The 25,439-nt window shown below is 60.9% G+C and carries 23 protein-coding genes; 8 read left to right on the forward strand and 15 right to left on the reverse strand.

Annotation, left to right across the window (positions count from 1 at the left end; all coding sequences use genetic code 11):
- Positions 1–343: 343 nt before the first annotated feature.
- From DSM107133_RS19265 to DSM107133_RS19275, 3 genes are all read right to left on the reverse strand, one after another.
- Positions 344–1,858, reverse strand: coding sequence for a tripartite tricarboxylate transporter permease (locus tag DSM107133_RS19265; RefSeq protein ID WP_114295157.1), 1,515 nt, complete (start codon positions 1,856–1,858; stop codon positions 344–346).
- Between the two features lie 12 nt (positions 1,859–1,870).
- The gene (locus DSM107133_RS19270) at positions 1,871–2,371 is read right to left on the reverse strand and encodes a tripartite tricarboxylate transporter TctB family protein (RefSeq protein ID WP_114295158.1); all 501 of its coding nucleotides are present in this window, start codon (positions 2,369–2,371) and stop codon (positions 1,871–1,873) included.
- A gap of 102 nt (positions 2,372–2,473) precedes the next feature.
- A complete protein-coding gene (locus DSM107133_RS19275) occupies positions 2,474–3,460 on the reverse strand; it encodes a tripartite tricarboxylate transporter substrate-binding protein (RefSeq protein ID WP_114295159.1) in 987 nt (328 codons plus the stop codon).
- A gap of 123 nt (positions 3,461–3,583) precedes the next feature.
- Here DSM107133_RS19275 and DSM107133_RS19280 point away from each other — a divergent pair, with 123 nt between their 5' ends.
- The 4 genes from DSM107133_RS19280 (at position 3,584) to DSM107133_RS19295 (ending at position 7,939) form a co-directional block, all read left to right on the forward strand.
- Positions 3,584–4,255: a response regulator transcription factor gene (locus DSM107133_RS19280; RefSeq protein WP_114295244.1), complete on the forward strand. Its 672-nt coding sequence runs from the start codon at positions 3,584–3,586 to the stop codon at positions 4,253–4,255.
- Positions 4,248–5,621, forward strand: a complete 1,374-nt coding sequence (locus DSM107133_RS19285; protein ID WP_114295160.1) for a sensor histidine kinase — start codon at positions 4,248–4,250, stop codon at positions 5,619–5,621. Before DSM107133_RS19280 ends, DSM107133_RS19285 begins: the two co-directional genes overlap by 8 nt.
- Complete coding sequence (locus DSM107133_RS19290; protein ID WP_114295161.1) at positions 5,591–6,619, forward strand: extracellular solute-binding protein; 1,029 nt, start codon at positions 5,591–5,593, stop codon at positions 6,617–6,619. Before DSM107133_RS19285 ends, DSM107133_RS19290 begins: the two co-directional genes overlap by 31 nt.
- Positions 6,620–6,961: 342 nt before the next feature.
- Positions 6,962–7,939 carry a helix-turn-helix domain-containing protein gene (locus DSM107133_RS19295; RefSeq protein ID WP_162792151.1) on the forward strand — a complete coding sequence of 326 codons (978 nt, stop codon included), beginning with the start codon at positions 6,962–6,964 and terminating at the stop codon, positions 7,937–7,939.
- 46 nt (positions 7,940–7,985) lie between these two features.
- On the opposite strand, the gene DSM107133_RS19300 is transcribed toward DSM107133_RS19295, so the two are convergent.
- From DSM107133_RS19300 to DSM107133_RS19330, 7 genes are all read right to left on the reverse strand, one after another.
- A complete protein-coding gene (locus tag DSM107133_RS19300; protein WP_243253608.1) occupies positions 7,986–9,383 on the reverse strand; it encodes an amidase in 1,398 nt (465 codons plus the stop codon).
- 159 nt (positions 9,384–9,542) lie between these two features.
- Positions 9,543–10,787 (reverse strand): MFS transporter, encoded by a 1,245-nt coding sequence (locus DSM107133_RS19305; protein ID WP_114295164.1) that lies wholly within the window; start codon positions 10,785–10,787, stop codon positions 9,543–9,545.
- Between the two features lie 144 nt (positions 10,788–10,931).
- Positions 10,932–11,978: an L-idonate 5-dehydrogenase gene (locus DSM107133_RS19310; protein ID WP_114295165.1), complete on the reverse strand. Its 1,047-nt coding sequence runs from the start codon at positions 11,976–11,978 to the stop codon at positions 10,932–10,934.
- Positions 11,979–11,987: 9 nt separating this feature from the next.
- Entirely contained in the window at positions 11,988–13,265 is a 1,278-nt protein-coding gene (locus tag DSM107133_RS19315; protein ID WP_114295166.1) for a TRAP transporter large permease, read from the reverse strand.
- 4 nt (positions 13,266–13,269) lie between these two features.
- On the reverse strand, positions 13,270–13,773 hold the full coding sequence (locus DSM107133_RS19320; protein ID WP_114295245.1) for a TRAP transporter small permease subunit: 504 nt from the start codon (positions 13,771–13,773) through the stop codon (positions 13,270–13,272).
- A 79-nt stretch (positions 13,774–13,852) separates the two neighbouring features.
- A complete protein-coding gene (locus DSM107133_RS19325; RefSeq protein WP_114295167.1) occupies positions 13,853–14,824 on the reverse strand; it encodes a TRAP transporter substrate-binding protein in 972 nt (323 codons plus the stop codon).
- Positions 14,821–15,567, reverse strand: a complete 747-nt coding sequence (locus DSM107133_RS19330; protein WP_114295168.1) for a GntR family transcriptional regulator — start codon at positions 15,565–15,567, stop codon at positions 14,821–14,823. The genes DSM107133_RS19325 and DSM107133_RS19330 overlap by 4 nt, the downstream gene beginning before the upstream one ends.
- Positions 15,568–15,669: 102 nt before the next feature.
- On the opposite strand from DSM107133_RS19330, the gene uxuA reads away from it, so the two are divergent.
- Positions 15,670–16,878: a mannonate dehydratase gene (gene uxuA / locus DSM107133_RS19335; protein ID WP_114295169.1), complete on the forward strand. Its 1,209-nt coding sequence runs from the start codon at positions 15,670–15,672 to the stop codon at positions 16,876–16,878.
- Positions 16,875–18,326 carry a mannitol dehydrogenase family protein gene (locus DSM107133_RS19340; protein WP_114295170.1) on the forward strand — a complete coding sequence of 484 codons (1,452 nt, stop codon included), beginning with the start codon at positions 16,875–16,877 and terminating at the stop codon, positions 18,324–18,326. Before uxuA ends, DSM107133_RS19340 begins: the two co-directional genes overlap by 4 nt.
- Positions 18,327–18,348: 22 nt before the next feature.
- Here the strand turns inward: DSM107133_RS19340 and DSM107133_RS19345 are convergent, their stop codons facing one another.
- From DSM107133_RS19345 to DSM107133_RS19365, 5 genes are read right to left on the reverse strand one after another with little or no spacing between them, the layout of a single operon-like run.
- Complete coding sequence (locus DSM107133_RS19345) at positions 18,349–19,293, reverse strand: fumarylacetoacetate hydrolase family protein (RefSeq protein ID WP_114295171.1); 945 nt, start codon at positions 19,291–19,293, stop codon at positions 18,349–18,351.
- Positions 19,290–20,075: a cyclase family protein gene (locus DSM107133_RS19350; RefSeq protein ID WP_114295172.1), complete on the reverse strand. Its 786-nt coding sequence runs from the start codon at positions 20,073–20,075 to the stop codon at positions 19,290–19,292. Before DSM107133_RS19350 ends, DSM107133_RS19345 begins: the two co-directional genes overlap by 4 nt.
- A gap of 26 nt (positions 20,076–20,101) precedes the next feature.
- Positions 20,102–21,403 carry a TRAP transporter large permease gene (locus DSM107133_RS19355; RefSeq protein WP_114295173.1) on the reverse strand — a complete coding sequence of 434 codons (1,302 nt, stop codon included), beginning with the start codon at positions 21,401–21,403 and terminating at the stop codon, positions 20,102–20,104.
- Entirely contained in the window at positions 21,403–21,939 is a 537-nt protein-coding gene (locus DSM107133_RS19360; RefSeq protein ID WP_114295174.1) for a TRAP transporter small permease, read from the reverse strand. Before DSM107133_RS19360 ends, DSM107133_RS19355 begins: the two co-directional genes overlap by 1 nt.
- Positions 21,936–23,000 (reverse strand): C4-dicarboxylate TRAP transporter substrate-binding protein, encoded by a 1,065-nt coding sequence (locus DSM107133_RS19365; protein ID WP_114295175.1) that lies wholly within the window; start codon positions 22,998–23,000, stop codon positions 21,936–21,938. Before DSM107133_RS19365 ends, DSM107133_RS19360 begins: the two co-directional genes overlap by 4 nt.
- 260 nt (positions 23,001–23,260) lie before the next feature.
- On the opposite strand from DSM107133_RS19365, the gene DSM107133_RS19370 reads away from it, so the two are divergent.
- Entirely contained in the window at positions 23,261–23,959 is a 699-nt protein-coding gene (locus DSM107133_RS19370; RefSeq protein ID WP_114295176.1) for a TetR/AcrR family transcriptional regulator, read from the forward strand.
- Between the two features lie 506 nt (positions 23,960–24,465).
- A complete protein-coding gene (gene ytfQ / locus DSM107133_RS19375; RefSeq protein ID WP_114295177.1) occupies positions 24,466–25,419 on the forward strand; it encodes a galactofuranose ABC transporter, galactofuranose-binding protein YtfQ in 954 nt (317 codons plus the stop codon).
- Positions 25,420–25,439 lie beyond the last annotated feature (20 nt).

The following is a 25,439-nucleotide window of genomic DNA, read 5'->3' on the forward strand; positions in this document are numbered from 1 at the left end:
CGGCGTGACGGGTTCGACGGATTTTCCCGGTGCCTGCGGCGCATCTGTTTGAAATAGAACCACTATTTCTGCGCAGATGCTGCTTGTCAGCGGAAAAATCTGTCGAAATGACGGTGCAGGGTTAATGGGTCCTGACCCTAATGTGTCTACCCCCCACCAACCCGCAGGGATTCCTGAAAGTCAGCGTCAGGGATTTCTCTGCTGCGTTTTGTGCATCAGAGCTGATCCCCAAGCCGCTTGCCGGCAGGCCGGGGCGCGCGCGAAGGTTGCGGGCCGGATCGGACCCTGTCCAACCGCTTCCACCTTGAAAACCTTTGCGCTTTTGCCCCGCCATCAGTCGCCATCAGTCGCCATCTGCAACGCCCTCGGCCCGCTTTCGTGCACGATAAGAGCGGAAGCTTGGCAGAACCACCAGAAGCGCCGCGAGCACCAGAAGGCCCAAGGTCATCGGACGTTCCAACACGAAATCAAAGCCGCGATACAGTTGCATGGCGCGGGCAAAGTTGTTTTCCAGCATCACGCCAAGGATAAATCCGATCAGCAACGGCGCGAGCGGGTAGTCGGCGAACCTCAGGAACGTTGCGATCACGCCAAAACCCACAAGGATAAACAACTCGGTAGAATTGTTCTGGCCCAGATAACTGCCCATCAGTGTGAAAAACAGGATGAACGGGATTAAGAATGTACGCGGGATTGTCAGGATCTTTGCAATATAGGGAATCAGCGGCAGGTTCAGAACCAGCAACACCAGATTGCCAAGGTACATTGAAATGATCACGGCCCAGAATACACCCGGTTCATCCACCATCAACCGTGGTCCCGGCGTGACGTTCAGCGCCAACAGCGCACCCAGCAGGATTGCGGTGGTCCCTGACCCGGGAATGCCCAATGTCAAAAGTGGCACGAAAGATCCCGTGCAGGCGGCATTGTTGGCGCTTTCAGGCGCGGCAATTCCTTTCAAAGACCCTTTTCCGAACTCTTCCTGTTCAGCCCCCTTGGCGATGTTGCGTTCCACCGCGTAGCCCAGAAACGATGCGATCGTCGCCCCGGCTCCGGGGAGGACTCCGATAAAAAAGCCCTGAACGGATTGCCGCCCGATGACAGGCGCGATGCTGCGGGCCTCGGCGCGTGAAATGCGCAACCCGCTGATCTTGCCCCCGTCATCCGTGGCTGCGCGGTTGGGGTTCATAACAAGAAACAGCGCCTCGGGCAGGGCAAACATGGCCATGGCCAGCGTGATGAAAGAAAACCCCGATTGCAGTTCCATCATGCCAAAGGTGAAGCGTGGTGTATTCGAAAGTGCTCCCTCTCCCACTGTGCCCAGCATCAGACCAAGGATCGTCATCATCAGCGCTTTGGCCACCTGACCTGTGCCGGCAAAGGCCGCGATGGCAGACAGGCCCACCACCATAAGCGCGAAATATTCGGCCGAGTGGAACAGCAGCGCCACTGTGGACAAAGCGGGTGCGAAGATCATCAACAGGATCGCCCCGATCGTGCCACCTGCGAAGCTGGCAATAGCGGCAATGGTCAATGCCTTGCCTGCCTGTCCCTTGCGCGCAAGGGGATAGCCGTCAAAAGCGGTTGCAACTGTTCCTGCGACCCCCGGCGCGTTCAGCAAGATCGACGAGGTAGACCCCCCAAAGATCGCTCCGTAATACACCCCTGACAACAGGATCAGCGCCGATGTCGGATCGCCGATGCCAATGGCCACGGGGATCATGATCGCGATGATCGACATCGGTCCAAGCCCGGGCAACATGCCGATCAGCGTACCGATCAGGCAACCCGCAACGACCATCATCAGGTTGAACGGGGTAACGGCCGTGGTCAGGCCAATCAGAATACCTTCAATCATTTCCCAGTTCCTTTACATGAACATCGCAGGCCAGGGGCGCAGAAAAATCCCCAACACCTCTTGCACCAGATACCAGATCGAAACGGCGGCAATCGCGGCCACAGGGATCATGATGTGAAAACGCCGTTCGCCAAGGACCAGCGACCCGATCAGCAAAAAGCAGATGGTCGACCCGACAAATCCAAAGGGCCGCAGCGCAATGGCATAGGCAACCATCAAGGCGATCAACGCCAAAGCCTGCCCCACATGGTAGTTACCGAGACGGGTCAGATCGATTGCCCCGTCTTTCTTGGCGTCTTTCTTGGCGTCACCCGCGGCGCGCCTGGTGCCGAACAGGATGACAAAACCGGCAATCAGCCCCAGCACTGTCAAGATTTTTGGAAAAGTCGAAGGCCAGACCGGATTGCGCCGCAAGATTGGCGGCAATTGGTCGTCCATTGTGAAAAATGCGGCATAGCCATAAATGCAGCATAGCATGATAAAGGCTAGCGCGATCCAGCGATCCAGCGTCATCGACGGCCCCTCCTGTTTATGTTCTGTTTTGCTGTCTGCGGATGCCCTGAACGGCGCAAGGCATCCGCCATGTCCTGTTACCAACTGTGGCGAAACAGTTGCTTACATGAACCCAAGTTCACGCATCAAATCGCCAAGCTGCTTTTCCTGAGCTTCGAGAAAAGCGGCAAAATCGTCACCCGGACGGAAGATGTTGACCAATCCCATGCGCGCGCGGATCACTTCCCATTCTGGGGTTTCCATCATCGCGGCAAGCGTATCCTGATAGGCGGTCAGCTTTTCTTCGGGCAGGCCGGGGGCTGCGAAGAACCCGCGCCAGTTCACGAATTGCGCGTCAATCCCCTGTTCGACAAAGCTGGGCGCAGTATCATAGGCGGGCACACGTTCGGGTGCGGTGACGCCCAGGATGCGGATTTCACCCTGTTCAGCCAGCGCGATGGCTTCGGAAAAGCCTGTGGACAGCGCTTTGATCTCGCCCGACAGAAGGCCTGCCATTGCTTCACCGCCAGCGTCATAGCCGACATAGTTGAAGGCGGTCGGGTCTTCACCCGCACCTTGCATGATGATCGCGGCCACAAGGTGGTCCATACCACCGGGAACCGACCCGCCTCCGATGGTCAGCGCGTCGGGGTCTTTGCGGTAAATGGCCAGTGCATCGTCCATTGATTTGATCGGGCTGTCGGCCAGAACCACCAACGCTGCATAGTCGCCCACAGTGCCTGCAACCAGTGTCAGGTCGCGGAAGCTTTGTGAAATTTCGCCGGTCAGGGCGCGGATCACGATTGGCGTGGAGTTCACCATCAGCGTGCCTTCGCTGCTGGCCGCGTTTTCAATCAGGCTTGCGATGGCCACACCGCCGCCGCCACCAGAGAGGTTTTCATAGGTCGCATTGCCCACGAGCCCCGAATTCATCAGCGCCTCACCGGTGCCGCGCGCCGTGCCGTCCCAGCCACCACCGGCGCCGCCGGGGATCAGAAAATGTATGGATTCCATCATCTGGTGCCCGTCGGCCTTGGCCATTCCAGTCATCGCAAAGCTTGCTGTTGCCGCTGCAATCAATGCACGGCGTGTCCACCCATAGGTGTTCATTGGTGTTCCTCCCATTTGACAGGCGGACCTCCGCCGCCCATAGGTAAAGCTAACATGCAAAGCTGACAGAACCCTGACACCGCAAAAGGGCCAGTCATTGTGTGGGAACACAGGGAGGATCAGGTGCGTTATCTCTTGGTCGAAGACAACACCGAACTTGCCGAGGCCGTCCTAAAGCGGCTGGCACTGGACGGCCACGCCATTGACCATGCGCCGACGCTGGCAGATGCCGAAGACTGTCTTGCCGCTGCCAGTTATGACCTGATCTTGCTGGATGTAATGCTGCCTGACGGGGACGGACGCGCGTTTCTTGCCCGCAGTCGTGCGCACCTTGAAACTCCGGTGATCGTGCTGACCGCCCGCAGCCAGGTGTCCGACCGCGTGGGCGCGCTGGATCAGGGGGCTGACGACTACATTACCAAACCCTTCGATTTTTCCGAACTCGAAGCACGCTGCCGCGCGGTTCTGCGCAGGCGGGGCGGGATGGCGCGCAACGAGATTACGCTTGGTCCATTGTCTTTTGATCTGCTCAGGGGCACCTTGCGGCGCGGCGACGAAATTCTGGAATTGCGCAGCCGCGAAATCCGCCTGTTAGAAGTTTTTGCCCGCCACCCCGGCCAGATCCTGTCGAAATCGCACCTTATGGATCGCTTGTTTACATACGACACGACGGTTACCGAAAACGCGATCGAGGTATATGTGGGCCGCCTGCGTCGCAGAACTGCCGACATTGGTCTGCGCATTGAAACCGTGCGTGGTCATGGCTACCGCATAGAGACCGGCGGGAATGATTGAAAGCCGGTCCATTGGCAGACGCCTGACACTGCTGCTGGCGGCAGTGGCCGCCCTTTTGTCGGTTCTCAGCTGGGCCATGGTGACATGGCTTGCACGCGAAGCGACGCAACGCACACAAGATAACGTGCTGGCGGCCTCGGCCACAACGATTGCCGAAACCCTGCGCAGCGAACAGGGCCAACTGCGGCTGGAACTGCCGTATTCCGCTTTTGCCATGTTGGGCGCGATCAGCGAAGACCGCGTCTTCTATCGGGTGGCAGCAGGAGACGCGATCCTGACGGGCTACGAAGATATGCCGCCGCCAACCACGGCAAGGCTGGGACAGGTGATTTTTGACAGCGCTACCTTTCGCGGGGCATCAATCCGGATGGCGACATCCAGCCGTCAGGTTCTTTCCGGTGACGGGCCGGTGCTGGTCACGGTCACAGTTGGCCAGACCCGTGATGGCGTCGGCGCAGTGGCGGCAGACCTTTCACGATTGGCGGCAATCCTGTCGGTTGCCTTTTTCGCGGTGGCGGTGGCGCTTTCGGCGTTCGTGGCGACCACGTCACTGCGACCTCTGAATGAAATCGCGGCAGCGGTGTCGCGGCGTGGTCCATCCGATCTGCGCCCGCTGCAACGACCCGCACCAACAGAACTGGCGCCGCTGCTGTCTGCGCTGAACCGGCTGATGGACCGCTTGCGCAATTCGATCCGCCGGTCCGAGGATTTTATCGCCGAAGCCGCCCACCGCATTCGAACGCCGCTTGCGACTGTACGCGCGCAAGCGGAAATTGCGCTGCGCACGGTGCAGGAGGATACAGAAAAGCAACGCCTGCGACGGATCATCCGCGCTGTGGATGAAAGCTCTCGTTCGGCGGGGCAGTTGCTGGACCACGCCACCGTCGCCTATCGCTCGGAGAACCTGACCCGTGACAGCCTGGATCTGTCCGAACTGGTGGCAAGCACTGTCGCGGCGATGGAACCCACGGCGTCCATGCGCGACATCCGCATGAACCTGGTGGCCACCCCCGCACCAATCGCAGGGGATGCGATCCTGCTGGAAAGCGCGATCCGGAACGTTTTGGACAATGCCATCAAATATTCACCCGAAGATACCACCGTGACCCTTCAGATCACACGCGACTCGTCCGAGGTGCGTGTTGATGTCTGCGACCAAGGGCCAGGGCTGGGTGAAGAACCGTTTCAAAATCTGACGGAACGATTCCGGCGCGGCATCAATACCGGTGGCATCGTCGGGTCAGGACTGGGGTTGACCATCGTCGCCGAAGTCCTGGCAGCCCATGGCGGGCGGCTTGAGCTTGCGACATCAACCAATAGCGAAAGGGGCGGCGCATGCGTTTCCTTGGTCTTGCCTTCTGCCTGATCGTTTGGGCTGCCAGCGCGGCGTCCGCGCTTGAAATCGAAGATCACCGGCTTTTTCCCGGCACTGGCGAACGCGTCCTGCGGGTGTTGTCGACCACAGATCTTGCTCTTTTCGCGCCTTACGTTCTGGGCTTTCAGAGAAACCGCCCAGAGATTTCGGTGGATTACACTGTCGTATCGTCAAGTGAACTGCACCGGGCGATCCGTGGCGGCGCGCAATTCGACCTGGCGATTTCCTCAGCAATGGATCTGCAATTCCAGCTCGCCAATGACGGCTACACGCTTCCTTACCGGTCGGATATTACCCAAGACCTGCCGGATTGGGCGCGTTGGCGTGACCTGATTTTTGCCTTTACGGTCGAACCGGCGGTTATGGTCATCAACACAGACCGTTTTGCGGGCCTTGATCTGCCCGCCACCCGGCAGGATCTGATTGCCCTGTTGCGCGACAACCCTGCACATTTCGCAGGTGCGATTGGCACCTACGATGTGCGCGAAAGTGGTCTGGGGTATCTTTTTGCAACGCAGGAAGACCGCTCCACGGATGCATATTGGCGCCTGAACGAAGTCATGGGCCGACTTGGACCGCAGCTTTATTGTTGCTCGGCGCACATGATTGACGATGTCGGCACCGGCCGTCTCGCGCTGGCCTACAATGTGCTTGGCAGCTATGCGACTGATCGTCTGGCGGCGGTTGAAGACGGGCGGATGCAAATATTGCAGATGCAGGATTTCACCAATGTTATGCTACGCACCGTTCTGGTGCCCGCCACGGCACAAGAGACAGAAGCGGCAGGCGCCATGATCGACCTGCTTTCCGCTGCGGGCCTGCGCGCGTTGCCGGGCGCATGGCCTTTGCCCTCGCTAAGTCTCTCGGGAGAGCTGGAAAGCTCGGGATTTGGTCCGATCAGTCTGGGGCCTGCCTTAATGGTATATCTCGACCCGTTAAACAGGCGTGCCTTTCTGACCGAGTGGGAAAACGCAATGGAGCAGCAATAGGTTTTGACGGTGTTGTCACATCGGCGGGCACGAGGGTCAATGATCAGGGCGCAGGCGGTGTCGATGCGGACAGCAATAATCAGCTACAAACGCCACAGGTGCGGCCCACCGTCGTCCGCACTTGCCCAACGCGACCATCGTCTCGAAGCTTTCAAGGCGTGGAAATCCACGGCAACTGTCGCTTGATGTCCCATGGGCAGCCAATCTTGAATAGGGTCCAGACCCCAATGTAAAAACACCCGGACACAGGCATACGTTGACTCAAAGCGGCAAGGCTCTCATTGTTTTCGCAAACCGCGAGCCGCAAGGAGATCTGATCTGGCAATTGTCCAAAACCCTGAAGTGTCTGTAACGGCAGTTGATCGCGTCAGGGTCATGCAGTCCGACGACGCCACAGAACATGCCGCGTTGCTGCGCGGCTGGACAATGGAGATGGCGCAATTTTCGCCGGGCCGGTTTTCGGGTTCATTGGTCGATATTCGCTGTGACCACGTCCAGTTCATGCGGGAAAAGACAAATACCGCACTGATCAAACGCGGACAGGCCTGGAAAGACGCGCTGGTTTTCAGCATTCCGCTGCAAATGGAAAGCACGGGGCGCTATGCGGGCAGGCCGCTGGCCGAGACCTGTGTGTTGCTGAACGACGGCATGAAACTTGCAGATTTGTGCACCCCCCCCGCGCTTGATCTGATCTGTATCGCGCTGGACCGGAACTGGCTGATCGATCGCGCGGCGGTTCTGGGCTATGATGATCTGGTGGAAAAACTGCGCGAACCGGCGCAAAGGATCGAACTGACCCCCGTAGCCTTTGCGCGCACCCGCGCCGCCCTGTCCGGGATTTTTGACACTGTGTGCGCCACAAGCGCAGCGCTGGATCATGCCCGTGGTCTGGCGGTACTGGAAGAGGCACTGGCGCTCTATGTGCTGGAGGCCAGCGGGAAGGCAACAGAAGACAATCGCCCGATGACACGCGCCGACTGGAACTTGACCGACCGCGCGCGATCCTATGTGCTGGACAACGCCGAAGACCAGCCGACGATTTACGATGTGTGCAGCCATGTCGGCGTAAGCCGCAGAAAGCTGCAAAACTGTTTTAACGAAGCCTTTGATTGCAGCCCCGGTCAGTTCCTGCGCATCGTGCGACTGAACAAGGTGCGGCGCGACCTGCGGGTCATGTCAGACGCCAAGGTTTCTGCGACCATTGGCGATGTCGCGGCGCGCTGGGGCTTTTGGCACTGGAGCCGTTTTGCAAATGACTATTCCCGTTTCTTCGGCGAACTGCCCTCCGAGACGCTGCGCAAGGCTGCACAGCGTCATTAGGGTCCGGATCCTGGAACGCTTTCGAAAGAACCTGCCGGAACCCCGCTCAGATCGCGCAGATTGGCGGCCTGCGACCGGCCCACGGCCGCGCCTCTTCCAACTGGGCGGCAAGCGCGAACAACAGTTCTTCCTGACCAAAGCCTGCGGCGAACTGTGTGCCGATGGGCAAACCTTCGGGCGACCAGTGCAAAGGCACCGACATCGCAGGCTGTCCGCTGGCATTAAACAGCGGTGTCAGGGGCGAAAAGCTGTGGAAACAGGTCACAAGGTTCTTGAAGCTGGCGCTGTCGTCCAGATCAAGCGCGCCGGTTTTGACTGGCGGTTTGGCCAGCGTAGGCATCAACAACACATCAACCCCGGACATCACATGCGCCATCTGCCGTCCGAATGCGTGTATCCAGTCGATCGAGGCCGCATAGGTAGCGCCCGAAATATCGCCCTTTTCGCGCAGGATGACCCGCGTGCGCGCTTCTAGCAGCTCCAGATCGGTGGGCTGGCCCGACATCATTGCCACCAGGTTGAGAAAGCTCTTGGTCTGGGCGCCGATGATGTTGAAAACATTGTGATAAAACTCCCATGCGTCGACAGGCAGGGCAATCGGCACAACTGTATGGCCCAGCTCTTCGCACAGTTTCGCGCTTTGGTTCACGGCCTCGATACATTCGGGATCGGTGGGCCATGGCGCAAGACCGTCCACCCGCCCGATACGCAGCGCCCTGGGCGGGGTCTGCGTGGCCGTCAAGAAACCGGCACCTTGCTGCGGGGCGGCATAGGGCGCGCCCGGTTCCATTCCCGCCGTTGCATCCAGAACCGCAGCGCTGTCGCGTACAGACAGGGTTATCACATGGTTGATGCCCATGCCGCCCCAGCCTTCTCCGACCATCGGGCCGATGGGCACGCGGCCACGGCTGGGTTTCAAACCGAACACGCCACAGCAAGAGGCCGGCACCCGAAGCGATCCACCGCCGTCATTGCCATGCGCAATGGGCAGCACCCGCGCCGCCACCAGCGCCGCAGCACCGCCGCTGGATCCGCCGGGCGTATGATCGGGCGACCAGGGGTTGCGGGTGATGCCGTGCAGCTTCGATTCCGTGGCAAAGGAGGTGCCAAATTCCGGCGATGCGGTTGTGCCCAATATCCCGAAACCGGCCTTGCGCATCCGCGCGATCAATGTGCCGTCAACCGGCGCGATGGCCGCGCGGCACAGCTCTGAACCGTTTGTCATCTTCACACCCTGAAGCGGCATGAACAGGTCCTTGATATAGGTCGGAACGCCCGCAAAAGGGGCGTTTTCTGCGTCGCCTGTCAGGGGCACATCTGCCGCTGCGCGCGCGCTGTCATACAGGGTTTCGCAGATTGCATTCAGTTTCGGGTTTACACGGCTGGCCCGTGCAATGACGTCCTCGACAGCCTCGCGCGGGCTGACCGACTTGTCCCGTATCATCCGTGCCAGATCCAGACCGTCGCGCCATTCGACGGTACTGTCTTTTTCCAATGTGTCGACGTTCTCTTGCTGCAAAGTCATGTAGAGCTCCAAATTTTTCAGACGTGCGGACACCGGGCCGCGTGCGGGGTTTTTGCGCGCGCGGCCCGAAGTGTGGCTTTAGATGTCTTGTGCTTGCTGTAGTGCTGCCTTGTCGCGGCCGCCGGTGATCAGCCAGATCACCCCGTAGACAGCCAGCACCGCGCAAAAGGCGATGATTGCTGCCGGAATGCCTTTGGCGATCCCTGCCAGAACACCTATGATCAGCGGGCTGGAAAACTGCCCCAGATACAGCGCCGAGGTGAACCCACCAACGCTGCGCGCCCGCAGCCGCTCGGGCAACCGTTCCAGCAAGGGGGCAAGCGCGTTGGGCACCAACATACCCGCGCCAATGCCATGAATGGCAACCGCGATCAGCACCATGGTATAGCTTGTCGCATTCGCCAGCAGGTACAGCCCCACCGCATTCAGCGCCAGCAGAACAAAGTTGACCCGCGCCAGACCCAGTTTGGCACGCGCCACGCGCCAGGCCAGTGACCCGACCAACGTGGCCAGAAGACCCCAGCCCGAGGCCAGCCCGATCATCGTGGTCGATGTGATCCCCATGGCAACCAGAAGCCCCGGCGACTGGATGGGCACCACAAAGGCCGAAACCATGCCGACAAAGACCAGCAGATAGGACGCGGCCAGCAAAACCTTGTTGCCGCCCCCCGACACCGCCGGCGCGCTGCGCGCGGCCTGCGTTTCTGGTTTTGCGCGCGTGGGTTCCCACAGCAGACGCACCATGAAGGGCACCAGCAACAGCGGCAACAGATACAGATAGAACGGAAGACGCCATGACGCTTCGCCCGCAGCCCCGCCGATCACAAAGAAAATCGCGCCGACCACACCGATGGTCACAACCTGACGGCCAATATAGCGTGTGCGTTCGGGCCCGTCCCAATAGTCACCGATCAGCGTGGTGCAACAGGTCATGATTGTCGCTTCGGCACAGCCAAAGACCAGCCGGACCAGCAGGATCGCTTCAAGGCTGTGCAACTGGCTGGGCAGAAAGCCGAACAGCGCATACAGCAAAGTGGCCAATATCAGCAGCCATTTGCGCCCCGCCACATCGGCCAGCCAGCCCGCGACCGGCGCGAACAGGGCAATGGCCAGCGCGGGGGCCGCGACGACCAGCGGCACCATCGTGGCGATGTCCGGTGTGGTCGGGGCAAACTCGGCCGCGATTTTTGGCAGAACAGGGGCCACCATGACGGCCCCCATGATGGTCAGGCTGCTCCCCAAAAGGATAATCGCGCCTTGTTTTGCTGTTGCGCGCGGTGCCGCGGAACCGGCTCCCGGAGCTGGATGTGTCTGTTTCAACATTCGTGATCCCCCTGTTATTTTTATAGAGTGGGTCACGATAGACAGAGGATTGCGTTAGGCGTTATCCGATTTCGGCACGATCAGCGGGACGCGTGGAAACCTGTCCCGCCTGTACCCGTCTGCGCAGCCGCTTGGCCCCTTTGTTCAAGTGCCGGCAAAGCTGAGCTGAACCTTGACCGCGCCCGAGCGGTTGCCGGCGGCGTCAAAGGCTTCGATTGCGCGGTCCAGCGGGTAGGTTGCGGTGATGATCGGCCTCACATCAATGCGGCGCTGCGCGATCATGGCGACCGCATCGCCAAATTCGCCATCGAAGCGCTGGGTGCCGCAATAGGTGATTTCCTTGCCCACCAGCATGTTCAGCGGCACCGCCGTGTCGCCCGCAACACCGACCTGCACCAACCGTCCCTGCGGGCGCAGACAGGTGATGGCCGATTTGATCGCAGGGGCGGCGGCCGAGCATTCAAATGCCACGTCAAAGGTGCCCTTGCCCGCGGCATAGACATCCAGACCGGTGCCGTTGGTGGCCACATTGACGGTGCGGGTCGCGCCCATGCGGCGGGCGACGTCCAGCGTGAAATCCTGCAAGTCGGTCACCACCACTTCGGCAGCCCCAGCCTCGATCGCGACGGCAGCGCAAAGCGCCCCGATGGGGCCGGCACCGGTGACCAGCACGCGCTGCCCCGTCAGATCGCCCGCGCGGTTGCGGGCGTGCAGACAGACGGCCAGCGGCTCGGCACAGGCGGCCTCGGCCAGACTGACGCCCGCAGCAACCGGCACGCATTGGCGCGCCTCGACAACGATGTGATCGCGAAACAGCCCCTGTTCGTGGGGCATCCGCATGGCCGACCCGTTAAAACGCATCTCAAGGCAATGAATCGGCAGCCCCTTTTGGCAAAATTCGCAGGTGCCGCAGGGACGGCTGGGATTGATTGCCACCGGATCGCCCTTGGCCAGCCCGCTGACGCCCTGCCCCAGTGCCACCACGGTGCCCGAAGCTTCGTGCCCCAGGATGATCGGTTCGCGCACGCGGATCGGGCCAAAGCCGCCGTGTTGGTAATAATGCAGATCCGACCCGCAGATGCCCCCCGCCGCAAGGGCCAGCAGCACCTCGCCCGGGCCGGGCTCGGCCACGGTGACGGTTTCAATGCGAATGTCGTTTTCACCATACAGGCGGCAAACTCGGGCTTCCATCACGGGCTCCTAGGGAATGAGGACCGACGGCAGCCAGGTGGCCAGCGCCGGAATATAGGTGACTGCAAACAACACAAGGATGTTGGTCAGCAAGAAGGGCATGATGGCCACGATCACCGGTGCCAGCGGCAACCGCGCGATGCCCGCGCAGACGAACAGGCAGACGCCGACAGGTGGCGTCGTCAGACCGATCATCAGGTTCAGCACGGCCACGGTGGCAAAATGCAGCGGATCAATCCCCACCGCGTTCGACAACGCCAGCAGCGGCACGAACAGGATGATCAGCGCGGCGATGGTTTCCAGAAACATGCCGACGCACAGCAACAGGATGTTGATCAGCAGCAGCACCAGAAACTTGTTGTCGGTGATCGACAGCACGCCGTTGGCTATGGCCTGGGGGATGCGTTCCGACACCAGAATCCAGCCGAACACATTGGCAAAGCCCACCAGCGCCAGAATGCCCGCCGCCGACACCGCGCTGTCCACGACGATGCGCGGCACAACACGGATAGGCAACTCGCGGTAGATGAAGGCCCCCACAAGAAAGGCATAGACACTGGCCACCACAGCCGTTTCGGTGGGCGTCGCCAGACCGGACAACAGCCCGTAGATAATCAGAAAGGTCATCGCCAGCGCCCAGGCCGCCCCGCCGAGCGAACGCAAGACTTCACCAAATCCTTGCCACGGCTGGTGCGGAAAGCCTTTGCGCACCGAGATGATGTAACAGGTGACCATCATCGCCAGACCCATCAGAATGCCCGGAATGGCACCGGCCAGAAACATCTTGCCCACGGAAATGCCCGACAGCGCGCCGACGATAATCATCGGCACCGAAGGGGGAATAATCGGCCCCACGGTGGACGACGCGGCCGTGACCGCTGCCGAGAAATCCGCCGGATAACCTGCCTTTTTCATGCCCGGAATCATCACGCCGCCAATCGAGGCTGCATCGGCCACAGCCGTGCCGGTGATGCCGCCAAACAGCATGGACGCCGCGATATTGGTCAGGCCCAGCCCGCCCCTGATCCAGCCCACCAGCGCATTGGCAAAGCGGATGATCCGGTTGGTGATCCCGCCCCGGTTCATCAGGTTGCCCGCAAGGATAAAACCGGGGATCGACAGCAGCACGAACACGTCCATGCCCGCATACATCTTTTGCGGCATCACCACGACGGGAATGCCCACATAGGCCAGATAGGCCAGCGACGAGAGGCCAAGTGTGATCGCCACGGGAATGCCGACTGTCAGGCCAAAGACAAAGACAACAAGCAGGATTGTAACAGCCACGGGCCTATTCCTCTTCGGGTTTTTGGGGAGTGCCGTCTTCGGCACCGGCCAGCATGGCGATGCAGCGCAACACGGCAAACAGGGCAAGGCCGGCCAGCAGGACGAACATGGTCAAATGCACATAATCCATCCGCACACCCAGCGCGGGCGCGGTTTGCATACGCCCGATGCTGACGTATTTCCACGCAGGCATCAGCAGCACCAGCGCCAGACCGGCAGTCGCAGCCGCCGCGAAAAAACGCAGGAATTTGGGCAATCCGCCGGGCAGGGATTCACTGACCACATCGACGTTCACCAGATCACCCGTGCGAAACGACAGCCCCGCGCCAAAGGCAATCATATACAGCAGCGCAAAACGGGTCAGTTCTTCGGTCCAGACCGGAGAGCTGCCGGTGAAACGGCCCACAACCTGCACCAGCACCGCCACCATCAGCACGGCAAAGGCGATACCGGCCCCCAGTCGGGCCAACACGGTGAGGATGCGGATAAGGGTTTCGGCGTGTCGCATGGCGCAGCGCTCCAGAAGGGAAATGGGGAACCGGCGCAGCAAGGGTGCCGCGCCGGTTGGTCGTGTCAGGCAGCGCGCCTTAGTTGGCGAACAGAGCTTCGACAGTCGGGCGGATCTCGTCGCTGACGTTTTTCAGCACCGCGTCTTTTGCAGCGGCGGCAAAGGCCGGGCCGTCCACTTCGATAAAGGTCATGCCGTTGGCCTCCAGATAGGCGCGGTCGTCGGCAAGGCTGGCTTCGAACAGCTCACGCTCATAGGCCTGGGCGCGCGCTGCGGCTTCCATGACAGCGGCCTGATCGTCGGCGCTCAGTTTCTGCCATGTGCTTTCGGCAATGGTCAGATAGATCCACGACCGCACATGTTCTGTCAGGTTCACATGGCTTTGCACTTCGTTAAAGCTGGCCGAGCGGATCAGCGCCAGCGGGTTTTCCTGTGCTTCGATGGTGCCGTTTTGCAGCGAGGTGAAGACCTCGGAGAACGCCATCGGGCCGGGGGCTGCACCAAGCGCCGACCATACGTCGATGAACAGCGGCACGTTCGGCACCCGCATTTTCAACCCGTTGAGATCGGCAGGTGACGCAATCGGGCGGTTCGATGTCAGGTTGCGCGGACCGCGTGCGAAATAGGCAATGGGACGGATTTGCGCCTTTTCGACAATCTGCGCTTCAATCTGGTCACCGATCTCGCCCGAGGCGACTTCGTCCATATGTTCGATGGATTTATAGGCATAGGGAACCGCCAGCAGGGCCGCCATCGGCGCCCAGTTTTGCAGGCTTTCGCCGGTGATGGTCATGTCGACCGTGCCCAGCTGCATGCCGTTGATCAGGTCGATTTCCTTGCCCAGCGACTCGTTGGGGAACACTTCGACCACGATGCGCCCATCGGTCAGTGCGGCCAACTCTTCGCCGAACTTGACCGAGGCCAGATGCCACGGGTTGTCTTCGTTGGCCAAGTGGCCCAGCTTCAGGGTCATGTCCTGCGCAAAGGCAGGCATGGCTGTCAGCGCTGCGATGGCTGCGGCCAGCATCGGGTTTTTCCAGTTGAATGTCATTGGGTGTCTCCTCCTAGGATGGGTGCATTGACCGGCATGGGGATTTCCCCGTCCGGCAATTCGAAAAAATCGGGGTTCGCGGCAAGAATGCGCGGCAGGTCGCTTAGGACTTCGCGCAAATGGCCGCGAATGGCTGCGTTGGCGGCGGGCATGTCGCCGCCTTCGATGCTGTCGACGATGGCGGCATGTTGGGCCACCAGCTTTTCCGCCGGAAACTGGCCCAGCGACAGGAACCGCACACGGTCCATCTGGGATTTCAGCCCTTCGATCCGCCGCCACGCGCCACGCTTGCCTGCGGCATCCGCCAGCGTCCGGTGAAAGCGTTCGTCAAGCTCGATAAAATCGGTTGGCTTGTTGCGGGCCACGGCTTTTTGCGCCGCGAGCTGCGCACGCAACTCGCGGATCAGCGCAGCGTCGGGGGTGGTGGCGAGAATGGCGACGATATCCGCTTCGATTGCCTCGCGCAGGAACCGCGCATTCAGCACATCGGTATAGTTGATCTTGGTGATGACGGTGCCGCGCTGGGGCAGGATCGCCAACAAGCCCTCACCCGCCAGCCGGATAAACGCCTCGCGCACAGGTTGGCGGCTGACATCGCAGGATTTGGCAATTTCGCTTTCTGAAATGCGCTCACCGGCGGTGAATTGATTGCGAATGATCGCGTCACGCAGATGGGCATAGATCTGCGGCGCAATCGGCGCGGATACATCCAGCGTTACGGCTCTATAGCGGTCTGCTTGCATGATTCGCTCTCCTCCCGTCCTTCAACTACCATACTTCCATACTAGTCAGCAATTGTTGAAGCTGATAAGGTTCCACCAACGACGACTCGGAGGGATTCCCAGATGAAGCAGACTTGGCGATGGTTCGGCCCGCGCGACATGGTTTCAATTGACGACACGCTGCAAGCGGGGGTTCAGGGCATTGTCTCGGCCTTGCACCATATTCCGACCGGTGCCGTCTGGACGCCCGAAGACATCGCACAGCGCCAGCGCGAGATTGCGACCATGAAAGACGGCAGCGCGTCGGGGCTGGCCTGGGATGTGGTCGAAAGCCTGCCGGTGTCCGAGGACATCAAGAAACAGCAGGGCAACTGGCGCGCCCATGTTGCCAATTACATCACCAGCATGAAAAATCTGGCTGCTGCCGGTATCGAAGTGATCTGCTATAACTTTATGCCGGTGCTGGACTGGACCCGCACCGATCTGGCGTGGCCTTTGCCCACAGGTGCCACCTGCATGCGCTTCGACCTTGCCGATTTTGCGGCCTTTGATCTGCATATTCTGGCCCGACCGGGGGCTGTGGACGACTTTGACGCCACCCTGAAGGAAGAAGCCGCCCGCCGCTTTGCCGCGATGAGCGAGGCACGCAAGGTCCAGTTGGCCGAAAATGTGGTGTTCGGCCTGCCGGGTGCCGCCGAGAATTTCTCGCTTGAGGATGTGCGTGCGCATCTGGCCGAATACGACTGCATTTCCGAGGATCGCTTGCGCCAGAACCTGCTGGATTTCCTGACCGAGATTATCCCGACCGCCGAACGGCTGGGTCTGCGGCTGTGCTGCCATCCAGACGATCCACCCGTGCCCCTGCTGGGTCTGCCCCGCATCATGTCGACCGAGGCGCATTACAAGGCGCTGGTGGACGGCGTCGACAGCCCGGCCAATGGCATCACCCTGTGCTCCGGCTCGCTGGGCGCGCGGCCCGACAACGACCTGCCGGGGATGATGGAACGTTTGGGCGACCGCGTGCATTTTCTGCACCTGCGCAATGTCACCCGCGAAACCGACGATCTGCGCGGGTCTTTCCACGAGGCCGAGCATCTGGGCGGCGATACCGACATGGTCGCCCTGATCGAAGCCGCCCTGCGCGAAGAAGCCCGCCGCCGTGCCGCAGGCCGCGCGGATTGGTCTATCCCCTTCCGCCCTGACCACGGGCAGGACATTCTGGACGACCACGGGCGCAAGGCGCAGCCCGGCTATCCGCTGATCGGACGGCTGAAGGGGCTGGCCGAATTGCGCGGCATCGTTGCAGCGCTTGAACCACGGGTCCGCGTATGAGGCTGAACGCACAAAGCACCCTGCCCGACAGCGTTGCGCGGCCCGGCTATATGCCGTCGGATCATGGTGTTGGCATTGTGCATCTGGGTCTGGGTGCCTTTCACAAGGCGCATCAGGCCGCCTATACCGACACCGCCCTTGCGCACAGTGGCGGCGACTGGCGGATCGCGGGTGTCAGCCTGCGCAGCCCCGAACCGGCTGCCCAGCTTGCGCCGCAAGACGGGCTGTTCACCCTGATCGAACGCAGCGCCACCAGCAGCACGGCGCGGGTGATCGGCGCGATCGCCCATGCCTGGTGTCTTGGACCGGATCGCGCGTCTGTGCTTGCGGCGCTTGCCGCGCCTGCCACGCGGATCGTGTCCGTTACCGTCACCGAAAAGGGATACGGGATCGACCGCAGCACCGGCGGCGTTGACACCGCGCACCCCGCCATCGCGCAGGATCTGGCCACGCCCGACACCCCTGTTGGCGTTGCGGGCCTGTTGGTCTGGGCGCTGAAGGCACGCCGTTTGGCCGGCCTTGCGCCCTTTACCGTGCTGTGCTGTGACAACCTGCCCGACAACGGTGCGATGCTGCGCGGGCTGCTGGTGGATTTCGCCCGCCGCGCTGTGCCCGAAATTGCCGATCACATCGCAAACGACGTTGCCTTTCCGGCAACCATGGTCGACCGGATCACCCCCGCCACCACCGACGCCACACTGGCGGCGGTTGTGCAGATGACCGGCCACGACGACGCGGCTGCCATCGAGACCGAGGCATTCTCTCAATGGGTGATCGAAGATCACTTTCCCACCGGACGCCCCGACTGGGAAAGCGCGGGTGCGATGTTTGTGTCTGATGTAAAACCCTATGAGGAAATGAAGCTGCGCATGTTGAACGGCACGCATTCGATGCTGGCCTATGCCGGTTTCCTCAGCGGGTGCACACACGTTGCTGACGTGATGCGCAAACCGGCGCTGAACGCATTGGTGCGCCGTCATCTGGCCGCTGCTGCTGCCACCCTGCCCCTGCTTGCCGGTGTGGATTTCGCCGCCTATGCCGATGCGCTGGTCGCGCGGTTCTCAAACCCGCATTTGCATCACCAGACCTATCAGATCGCGATGGATGGCACGGAAAAGCTGCCGCAACGCATTCTGGCCCCCGCAGTCGATGCGCAAACCGCAGGTCAACCGCTGGCCCCCTTTGCCTTCGCCGTCGCGGCATGGATGCGCTACACGCTTGGTCACACCGATGCCGGCGAGCGCTATGCCCTGCGCGACCCGCGCGAAGACGCGCTGACCAATCTGACCCGGGGCCAATCGCCCGCGGCCATTGTTGCAAATCTGGTCACCCTGCCCGGACTGTTTCCCGATGCACTGGCACGAGACAGCGCATTTTTGCAAATGATCATCGACCGGCTGGGGGTCATGATAAGCAAAGGTATGGGGCACGCGCTGGACATCGAATAGGCGCGCGCCCCGCCGCTGGCGGTTAACCGAGGTGGGGCGCAACAACCCGATTGCGCAGGGTTCCGATGCCATCAACCGTCAGCACGACCTCGTCGCCGTCGGCCAGAAATTCGCACCGTTCCAACCCGCATCCGTCATCCACGGTGCCGCCGCCGATGATCTCGCCGGGGTAAAGCGTTTCAGCGTTCGAGATATAGGCGATCATCGCCTCGAAGCTGTGCAGCATTTCGCCCAACCGGCTGTCTGTGACCAACCTGCCGTTGATATGCGCCGTGCAGCGCAGTTCGCGGTAATCGGGGATTTCGTCGCGGGTGACGATCCACGGGCCAAAGACATTGCCGGCATCAAAACTCTTGCCCTTGGCGGGTCCAAGCATGCCCTGCATTTCGTTCAACTGCGTGTCGCGCGCCGAAAAGTCGTTGAAAATGGTATAGCCGAAAATATGGTCCATCGCGGTCCCTGCGGAAATGTCGCGCCCCTGTTTGCCGATCACCACGGCGACTTCCAGCTCGTAATCCATATAGCGCGAATAGCGCGGCCATAGGATGTCTGCCCCGTCTCCGGCCACGGCGAACCGGTTGGTGATGTAGAAAATCGGCTGGGCGCGGTAGATATCGGGGATTGTTCCTTCTGCGGGGCCGGGATCGGGTTGCCCTTGCAGCAGCGCCGCCAGACGGCGCATCCCGACCGGCGCGTGCATGATGTGACGCGGCGCGGTCGACGCATCGCGGATCTGTAGCGGACACGGCAATGGGGCCAGCAAGGTCACGCTCTCCAGCGCAATGCCGGTGCCCGCGGCCAGGGCCGCACGCGCGGCATCCAGCCCTGTATCGCCCGCGTCGATCAGCGCCTGCATCGACGCCAGTTCAGGCTGTCCTGTTACGGTCAGATCGACCAAAGCGTCGCCCGCTTGCGTCAGTGCGCCAAGGTGCGGGCCATCCGGTGTTTGGAATGTTGCCAGTTTCATGCCTGTTTCCCTTCGTTGCGCAGGATCGCGACGGGGCGCGCCCAGCCTGCGGATGCCCCTTTGATTTTCACCGGAAAACACTGCACCTCAAAACTGCTGTCGGGCAGTTGATCAAGGTTGGCCAGCTTTTCCATATGGCAATAGGCGCGATCCATACCCGCGCGGTGGCCTTCCCAGATCAGTGACGCATCGCCGGTTTCGGCCACTTTTGCGGCAGTGTGGACAAAGGGCGCGTCCCAGCTCCAGGCATCGGTGCCGCACACCTTCATGCCCCGCTCGGTCATCCAGTTGGTCGCTTCGCGCCCGATCCCGCAGCCCGTCGCGACATATTCCGGCGTGCCGTATTTCGCACCCGCCGCCGTGTTCACCAGAACAATGTCGCCGGGGGCCAGATCATGCCCGATACGTTCAAACTCTGCTGCGACTTCCGCGGCGGTAACCACATGTCCGTTCGGCAAATGGCGAAAATCCAGCTTGACCCCGCGCCCGATGCACCATTCCAGCGGCACCTGATCGATGGTGATCGCAGGTTTGCCGCCATCCATTGTTGAATGATAGTGATAGGGCGCATCAAGGTGGGTGCCGTTATGGGTCGACAGGGCCACCTGTTCGACCGCCCAGCCCTCTCCTCCGGGCAATTGTTCGCGGGTCACGCCGGGGAAAAACGACAAAATTTGCTCGGCAGTCTGGTCATGTTTGAAATAGGTGATCTTTGGACCAAGCCCCGGGGGATCGGCATATTCTGTGTTCTCAAGCGAGCGAGACAGGTCAATCAGTTGCATGATGGTTCCTTGGTTAACAGTAACAATCAGCGGCCCAGCAGGCCGGTGGCGATTTGCGGATAGAAGATAAGCGCGACAAGGGTTGCGGCCATGATCAGGGCAAAGGGGGCCGCGCCGCGAAAGACCTCACCCAGAGTAAGACCGCTGTCGCGCAGCGTTGCGTGGACGACAAAGACCGACAGGCCCAGTGGCGGGGTCAACAGGCCCACTTCAACCGCCAGAACCGTGATCAGGCCGAAATGCACCAGATCAATGCCCATTTCCTGCGTGATCGGAAAGGCCAGCGGCACCGTCACCAGCATGATTGACGATGAATCCAGCACCGTGCCCAGCACCACCAGAATGCAGACGAACAGCAACAGGAACGCGGTCGGGCCGATGCCGGAATCAACCGCTGCCTGTGTGATCGAGGCAGGCAGCCCCGAAAACGCCAGCATCCGGCTGTAGATCGACGCGCCGATAATCAGGAAACTGACCGCGGCGGTGATGTGTCCGGTCTGCACCGCAATCCGCCAGCTTTCGCGCGCGCCGATCCGGCGCATTGCAAGCCCGATCAGCAAAGCCAGCACCGCACCGACCGCTCCCGCTTCGGTGGGCGTGAAAAAGCCAAGGTAGATGCCCGCCAGAACCGTCGCTGCCAGTCCGATGATCGGCAGGATCGCGCGGGTTGGCACCCGATCGCTGCTTTCGAATTCGCTGGGCATGTTGAACAGGTCGGGGCGCATGAACCCCAGAACGCTGAGATAGACAATATAGGCGGTGGCCAGCAGCAAACCCGGCCCCACGCCGCCAATGAACAGATCGCCCACTGATGAGTCCGTGAGGATTGCAAACAGGATCAACAACAGCGATGGCGGGATCAACATGCCCAGCACCGACGATCCTGCCACCACACCCACGGCGATGCTGCGCGAGGTGCCTGCGCGTACCATTTCGGGCACGGCGACTTTGGAGAACACGGCGGCCGAGGCGATGGACACGCCGGTGATGGCGGCAAACACCGCATTCGACAGCACCGTCGCCACGCTCAGCCCCGCGCGCCAGCGCTGCAAGCCGCGGGCGATAATGGCAAATGTGTCCCGCCCCAGCCCGCTTTCCGAGACCGCAAGCCCCATCAGCACGAACAGGGGCACCACGCCAAAGGTGTATTCTGCAATGCTGTCGGTGGCGGCCAGCGCAACAAAGCTGGTGGCCAGCTTCAGCTTTCCGGTGATCGCCCAGACGCCGAACAGCGATACGCCCGCCAAAGCGATGGCCACATGAATGCCCGCATAGATCGCAACCGCGATGGCAGCCAGCGACAGATATCCGACTGTAATCGGGTCCATTACGGTGTCTCCCGGATTTTGCCGCCGGCCAGCGCGGCGGACATCAGGAACGAAATCGACAGCATCGCCGACCCCAGCACGATCAGCCCCAGAAAGGGCCAGACCGGCATGGTGAAATGCCCGGCGATGCCTTCCATTTCGCCGCGCTCATAGGCGCGCACCACTTTCGGCCAGACTGTCCACGCCAGCGTTGCGCCAAAGGCGGCGCCGCACAGTTGCGCGAACAGGTCCATTGCGGCACCCAGTTTGGGGCGCGCCTTGATCACCATGCCCAGAATGCCATCGGACCGGATCATCTGCCCTGCCCGATGGGTGTGCGAGATTTGCAGGAACACGATCCCGACAATCGAATATTTTACCATCTCGGGCACGCCCGCAATCGGATGGCCAAACAGCTCGCGCCCCAAAATGTCGGACACGATCAGCACCATCAGGCCAAGGATCCACAGGGTCGCCACCAGATTGGCGACCCGCATCATCGCGACAGCGGCCTTGCCCAACAGGGTCGTGCCCGCAATGTCGGCCTCTTGGCTCATTTCGCGGTCCAGTCCCGTGGCAGAACTGCGCCGGCCTCTTGCAGATGTCGCGCATAGGCGGCAACCACCTCGGACCCCGGCAGCCCCTTGGCATCAATATCCGCAGCCCAGTCCTGTGCCACATCCGGCAGGGCGTTGGCCCATGCGTTGCGGGCCTCGTCGCTCAGCTCGGTAATGGTCGCCCCGCCCGCTTCCATTGCGGCAAAGGCGCCGGTCACACGGGCATCAAGCCCGGCGGCATAGGCCTTGGCAAAGGCGGCGGCCCCTACCTGCAATGCATTCTGAACCTCGGGCGACTGATCGTCATACCAGCTTTTCTTGGCCATGATCGCACCGGCATATTGCGCGCCAAAGTGTACGCGGGTGACATAGGGCGCGACTTCGTACAGCTTGGCAGCTGCGGCTGCGGTCGGGAACACGATCACACCGTCCGCCACGCCGGTCTTGATGTCGTTGTAATAGGTGGTCAGGTTGCCCGCCACTCCCACAGCACCCGTACCGCTAAGCCAGTTGACCGCCGCACCCGGCGCATTGATCTTGCGCCCTTCCAGATCGGCAATCGAGGTCACCGGAAAGGATGTCATCAGCATATAGTCTTCCAGCGCGAAACCGCCGCCCAGATATTGCAGGTCAAGATTTTCCCACAATGTCATCATCGCAGGAATTTCGCGGTGCATCGTATCGACCGTCGACAGCACCAAATCCACATCCGGCGACCCGAACGGGCTGACATAGGTGACATTCTGCAAACTCAGCAAGGACGGCTCGAACAAAGAGGCAATCAGCCCCACCTGCGCCAGCCCGTCCTCCATCGCTTCGACTTCGCCGCCCACCTTGGCAAGCGTGCCGCCATAGGCTTCGGTCCAGTCGATTTCGGTGCCCGAGCCTGCAAGGGTTTCGTTCACGGTCGGGATAAAGGTTTCCGACATGGTCTTGACCCACAGGAACACCGGCGGGTGCCCAGCGACCGTCGTGATGTCAACTGTGTCGGCCTGAGCCGTTGCGGCCAGCCCCAGTGTCGCCGCCAGCACGCCGCCGGCCAGATAATGTCTCAGTTTCATGTGGCATCCTCCCGTTGTGCCGGCCCAGAACGTCCGACCTTTTTGTGATAGCTTCTTGGGGCTGTCCTGCGTGCCCCTGCGCGGCCCGTTTCGGCCCCGCCTGACAATCCTCCTACGCTCCTCCCGGTGTTGCAAAGCCTCCCCTCTGCACAGAGAACATGGATTCTATACACTTGTACAACTATAAAACTATACAAACGTTCAAAAAGTCAATAACTTCCTTTTCACCGCCCGAACCCATAGAACGACCGAAGGTCCAGATGCCGCAACAGACTGACAAACCGACCAGTGACACGCCCCCGGACGGCCGGGTTTTGCGGGGCGAAGTGACCTATGGCCGGGTTCTGGATGCCGCCGAACGCTGTTTTGCCGCGACCGGCTTTGACGCGGTGACGATTCGCCAGATTGCAGCCGAAGCGGGCGTGACCCTTGGGGTTGTCGGCTTTCATGGCGGCAGCAAAGAGACGTTGTTTCGCACCGTTCTCAGCCGCAGGGTCGAAACCCTGAACAAATTGCGGCGCGAGGCGCTGGCCGCATTGCTGGATGCTGGCGGCTATACCCTTCGGGATCTGATCGACGCTTATATCACGCCCTATCTCGACATCGCCTCGCGCGGCAATGCGCAGTGGCGGGCCTATGCGCAACTGATTGCCCGCATCGTCGCTGACGACCGCTATTACGCCGAGGCAAAGCATCTGTACGATCCCGTTGCGACGGAATTTATGGATGCGATGAGCGAACTGCATCCAGCAGCAGACCGTCATCAATTGGCGACGGCGTTGACGCTGAGCGTCTCGGCCATGCTGTCGATCGTGGCCAGTCGCGCCCGTATCGAAGGGCTGTCTGGTCACGCGGGGCCGCAGACCCCACTGGGGTATCGCCGCTTGTTGCTGGATTTTTGCGCTGCCGGTTTCATGCAGGTCTTGTCGCCGGAACGCCCTGACACTGACGCAAGATAACTGCGGCGGCCTGCGGGCCACTATCCTGAACTGGTGATCCATCGTCCTGACTGCGGATCAACAGCAAAACCATCACCCGTTTTCAGCATGAACCGACGGTGCTTTGCAGCAAGAACCGATATAGCTGTGCAAGCCAATCGACAGGATTGCTTTCCTTGCTTCTGAAACCGGACCTTCACGCAGATCACAGCGCGCGGCAGGATCGAGCCCTTTCCGCTTGTCGGCAAGCGCGGAATCCAGGCCGCAGGCCGCCGCGCATCATGCCTCAGGCATGTCTGCGACATGACGGGCCGTCCCCCGGCACGGCGATTTGGCTGCTGTGGCATACAACCGGTAGTTCGCATGTGTTTGGCTGCCATCAAGTGGCATGCACGACGGTCGGATCGCCGCACCACGGCCCGTCGACGTGCGGCTTCGCGTTCCGGTTCGAATGCAGACATGTTTGTCTTTACAAAAGTATTAAAGTAATACTTAATCACCCCACATCATGTTTTGGGAGGAACACAATGTCTATCAAATCCATATTGCTTGCCAGTGCCGTGGCGCTGTCACCCTTTGCCGCTGCGGCGCAGGATATGACCATCGGCTTTTCGCAGATCGGATCTGAATCCGGCTGGCGCGCGGCTGAAACCACGGTCACCAAACAGCAGGCCGCCGACCGCGGGATCACCCTGAAGTTTGCGGACGCCCAGCAAAAGCAGGAAAACCAGATTTCGGCCCTTCGCTCGTTCATCGCGCAGGGTGTCGATGCGATCCTGATTGCGCCCGTCGTTGCAACCGGCTGGGACGAAGTGCTGGAAGAGGCCAAGGACGCCGACATTCCGGTGATCCTGCTGGACCGCACGGTGGATGCGCCCGATGATCTGTATCTGACCGCCGTCACCTCGGATCTGGTCCACGAAGGCGAAGTCGCCGGTCAATGGCTGGTTGATGCGCAGGCAGGTGCGGATTGCCGGATTGTCGAATTGCAGGGCACCACGGGGTCGTCGCCTGCAATTGACCGCAAGACCGGCTTTGAAAAATCCATCGCAGGTCACGACAACCTTGAAATCGTGCGCTCGCAAACCGGCGACTTTACCCGCTCGCAAGGCAAGGTCGTGATGGAAAGCTTTCTGAAGGCCGAAGGCGGCGAAAACATCTGCGCCCTTTATGCCCACAATGACGACATGGCCGTTGGCGCCATTCAGGCAATCAAAGAGGCCGGGTTGAATCCGGGCGAAGATATCAAGATCGTGGCCATTGACGGTGTGCCGGATGCCCACCTTGCCATCGCCAATGGCGAAATGAACGCAACGATTGAGTTGACACCAAACATGGCCGGCCCCGCGCTGGATGCACTGGTGGCGTTCAAGACCGACGGCACAGTGCCGCCCAAGTGGATCCAGACTGAATCGCGCCTGTATACGGCGGCAGACGACAATCAGGCGATCTACGAGATGAAAAAGGGTCTGGGCTACTGATCGGGTAAAGGGTTTACAGG

The sequence above is a fragment of the Pseudosulfitobacter sp. DSM 107133 genome, assembly GCF_022788695.1.
Classification (GTDB): domain Bacteria; phylum Pseudomonadota; class Alphaproteobacteria; order Rhodobacterales; family Rhodobacteraceae; genus Pseudosulfitobacter.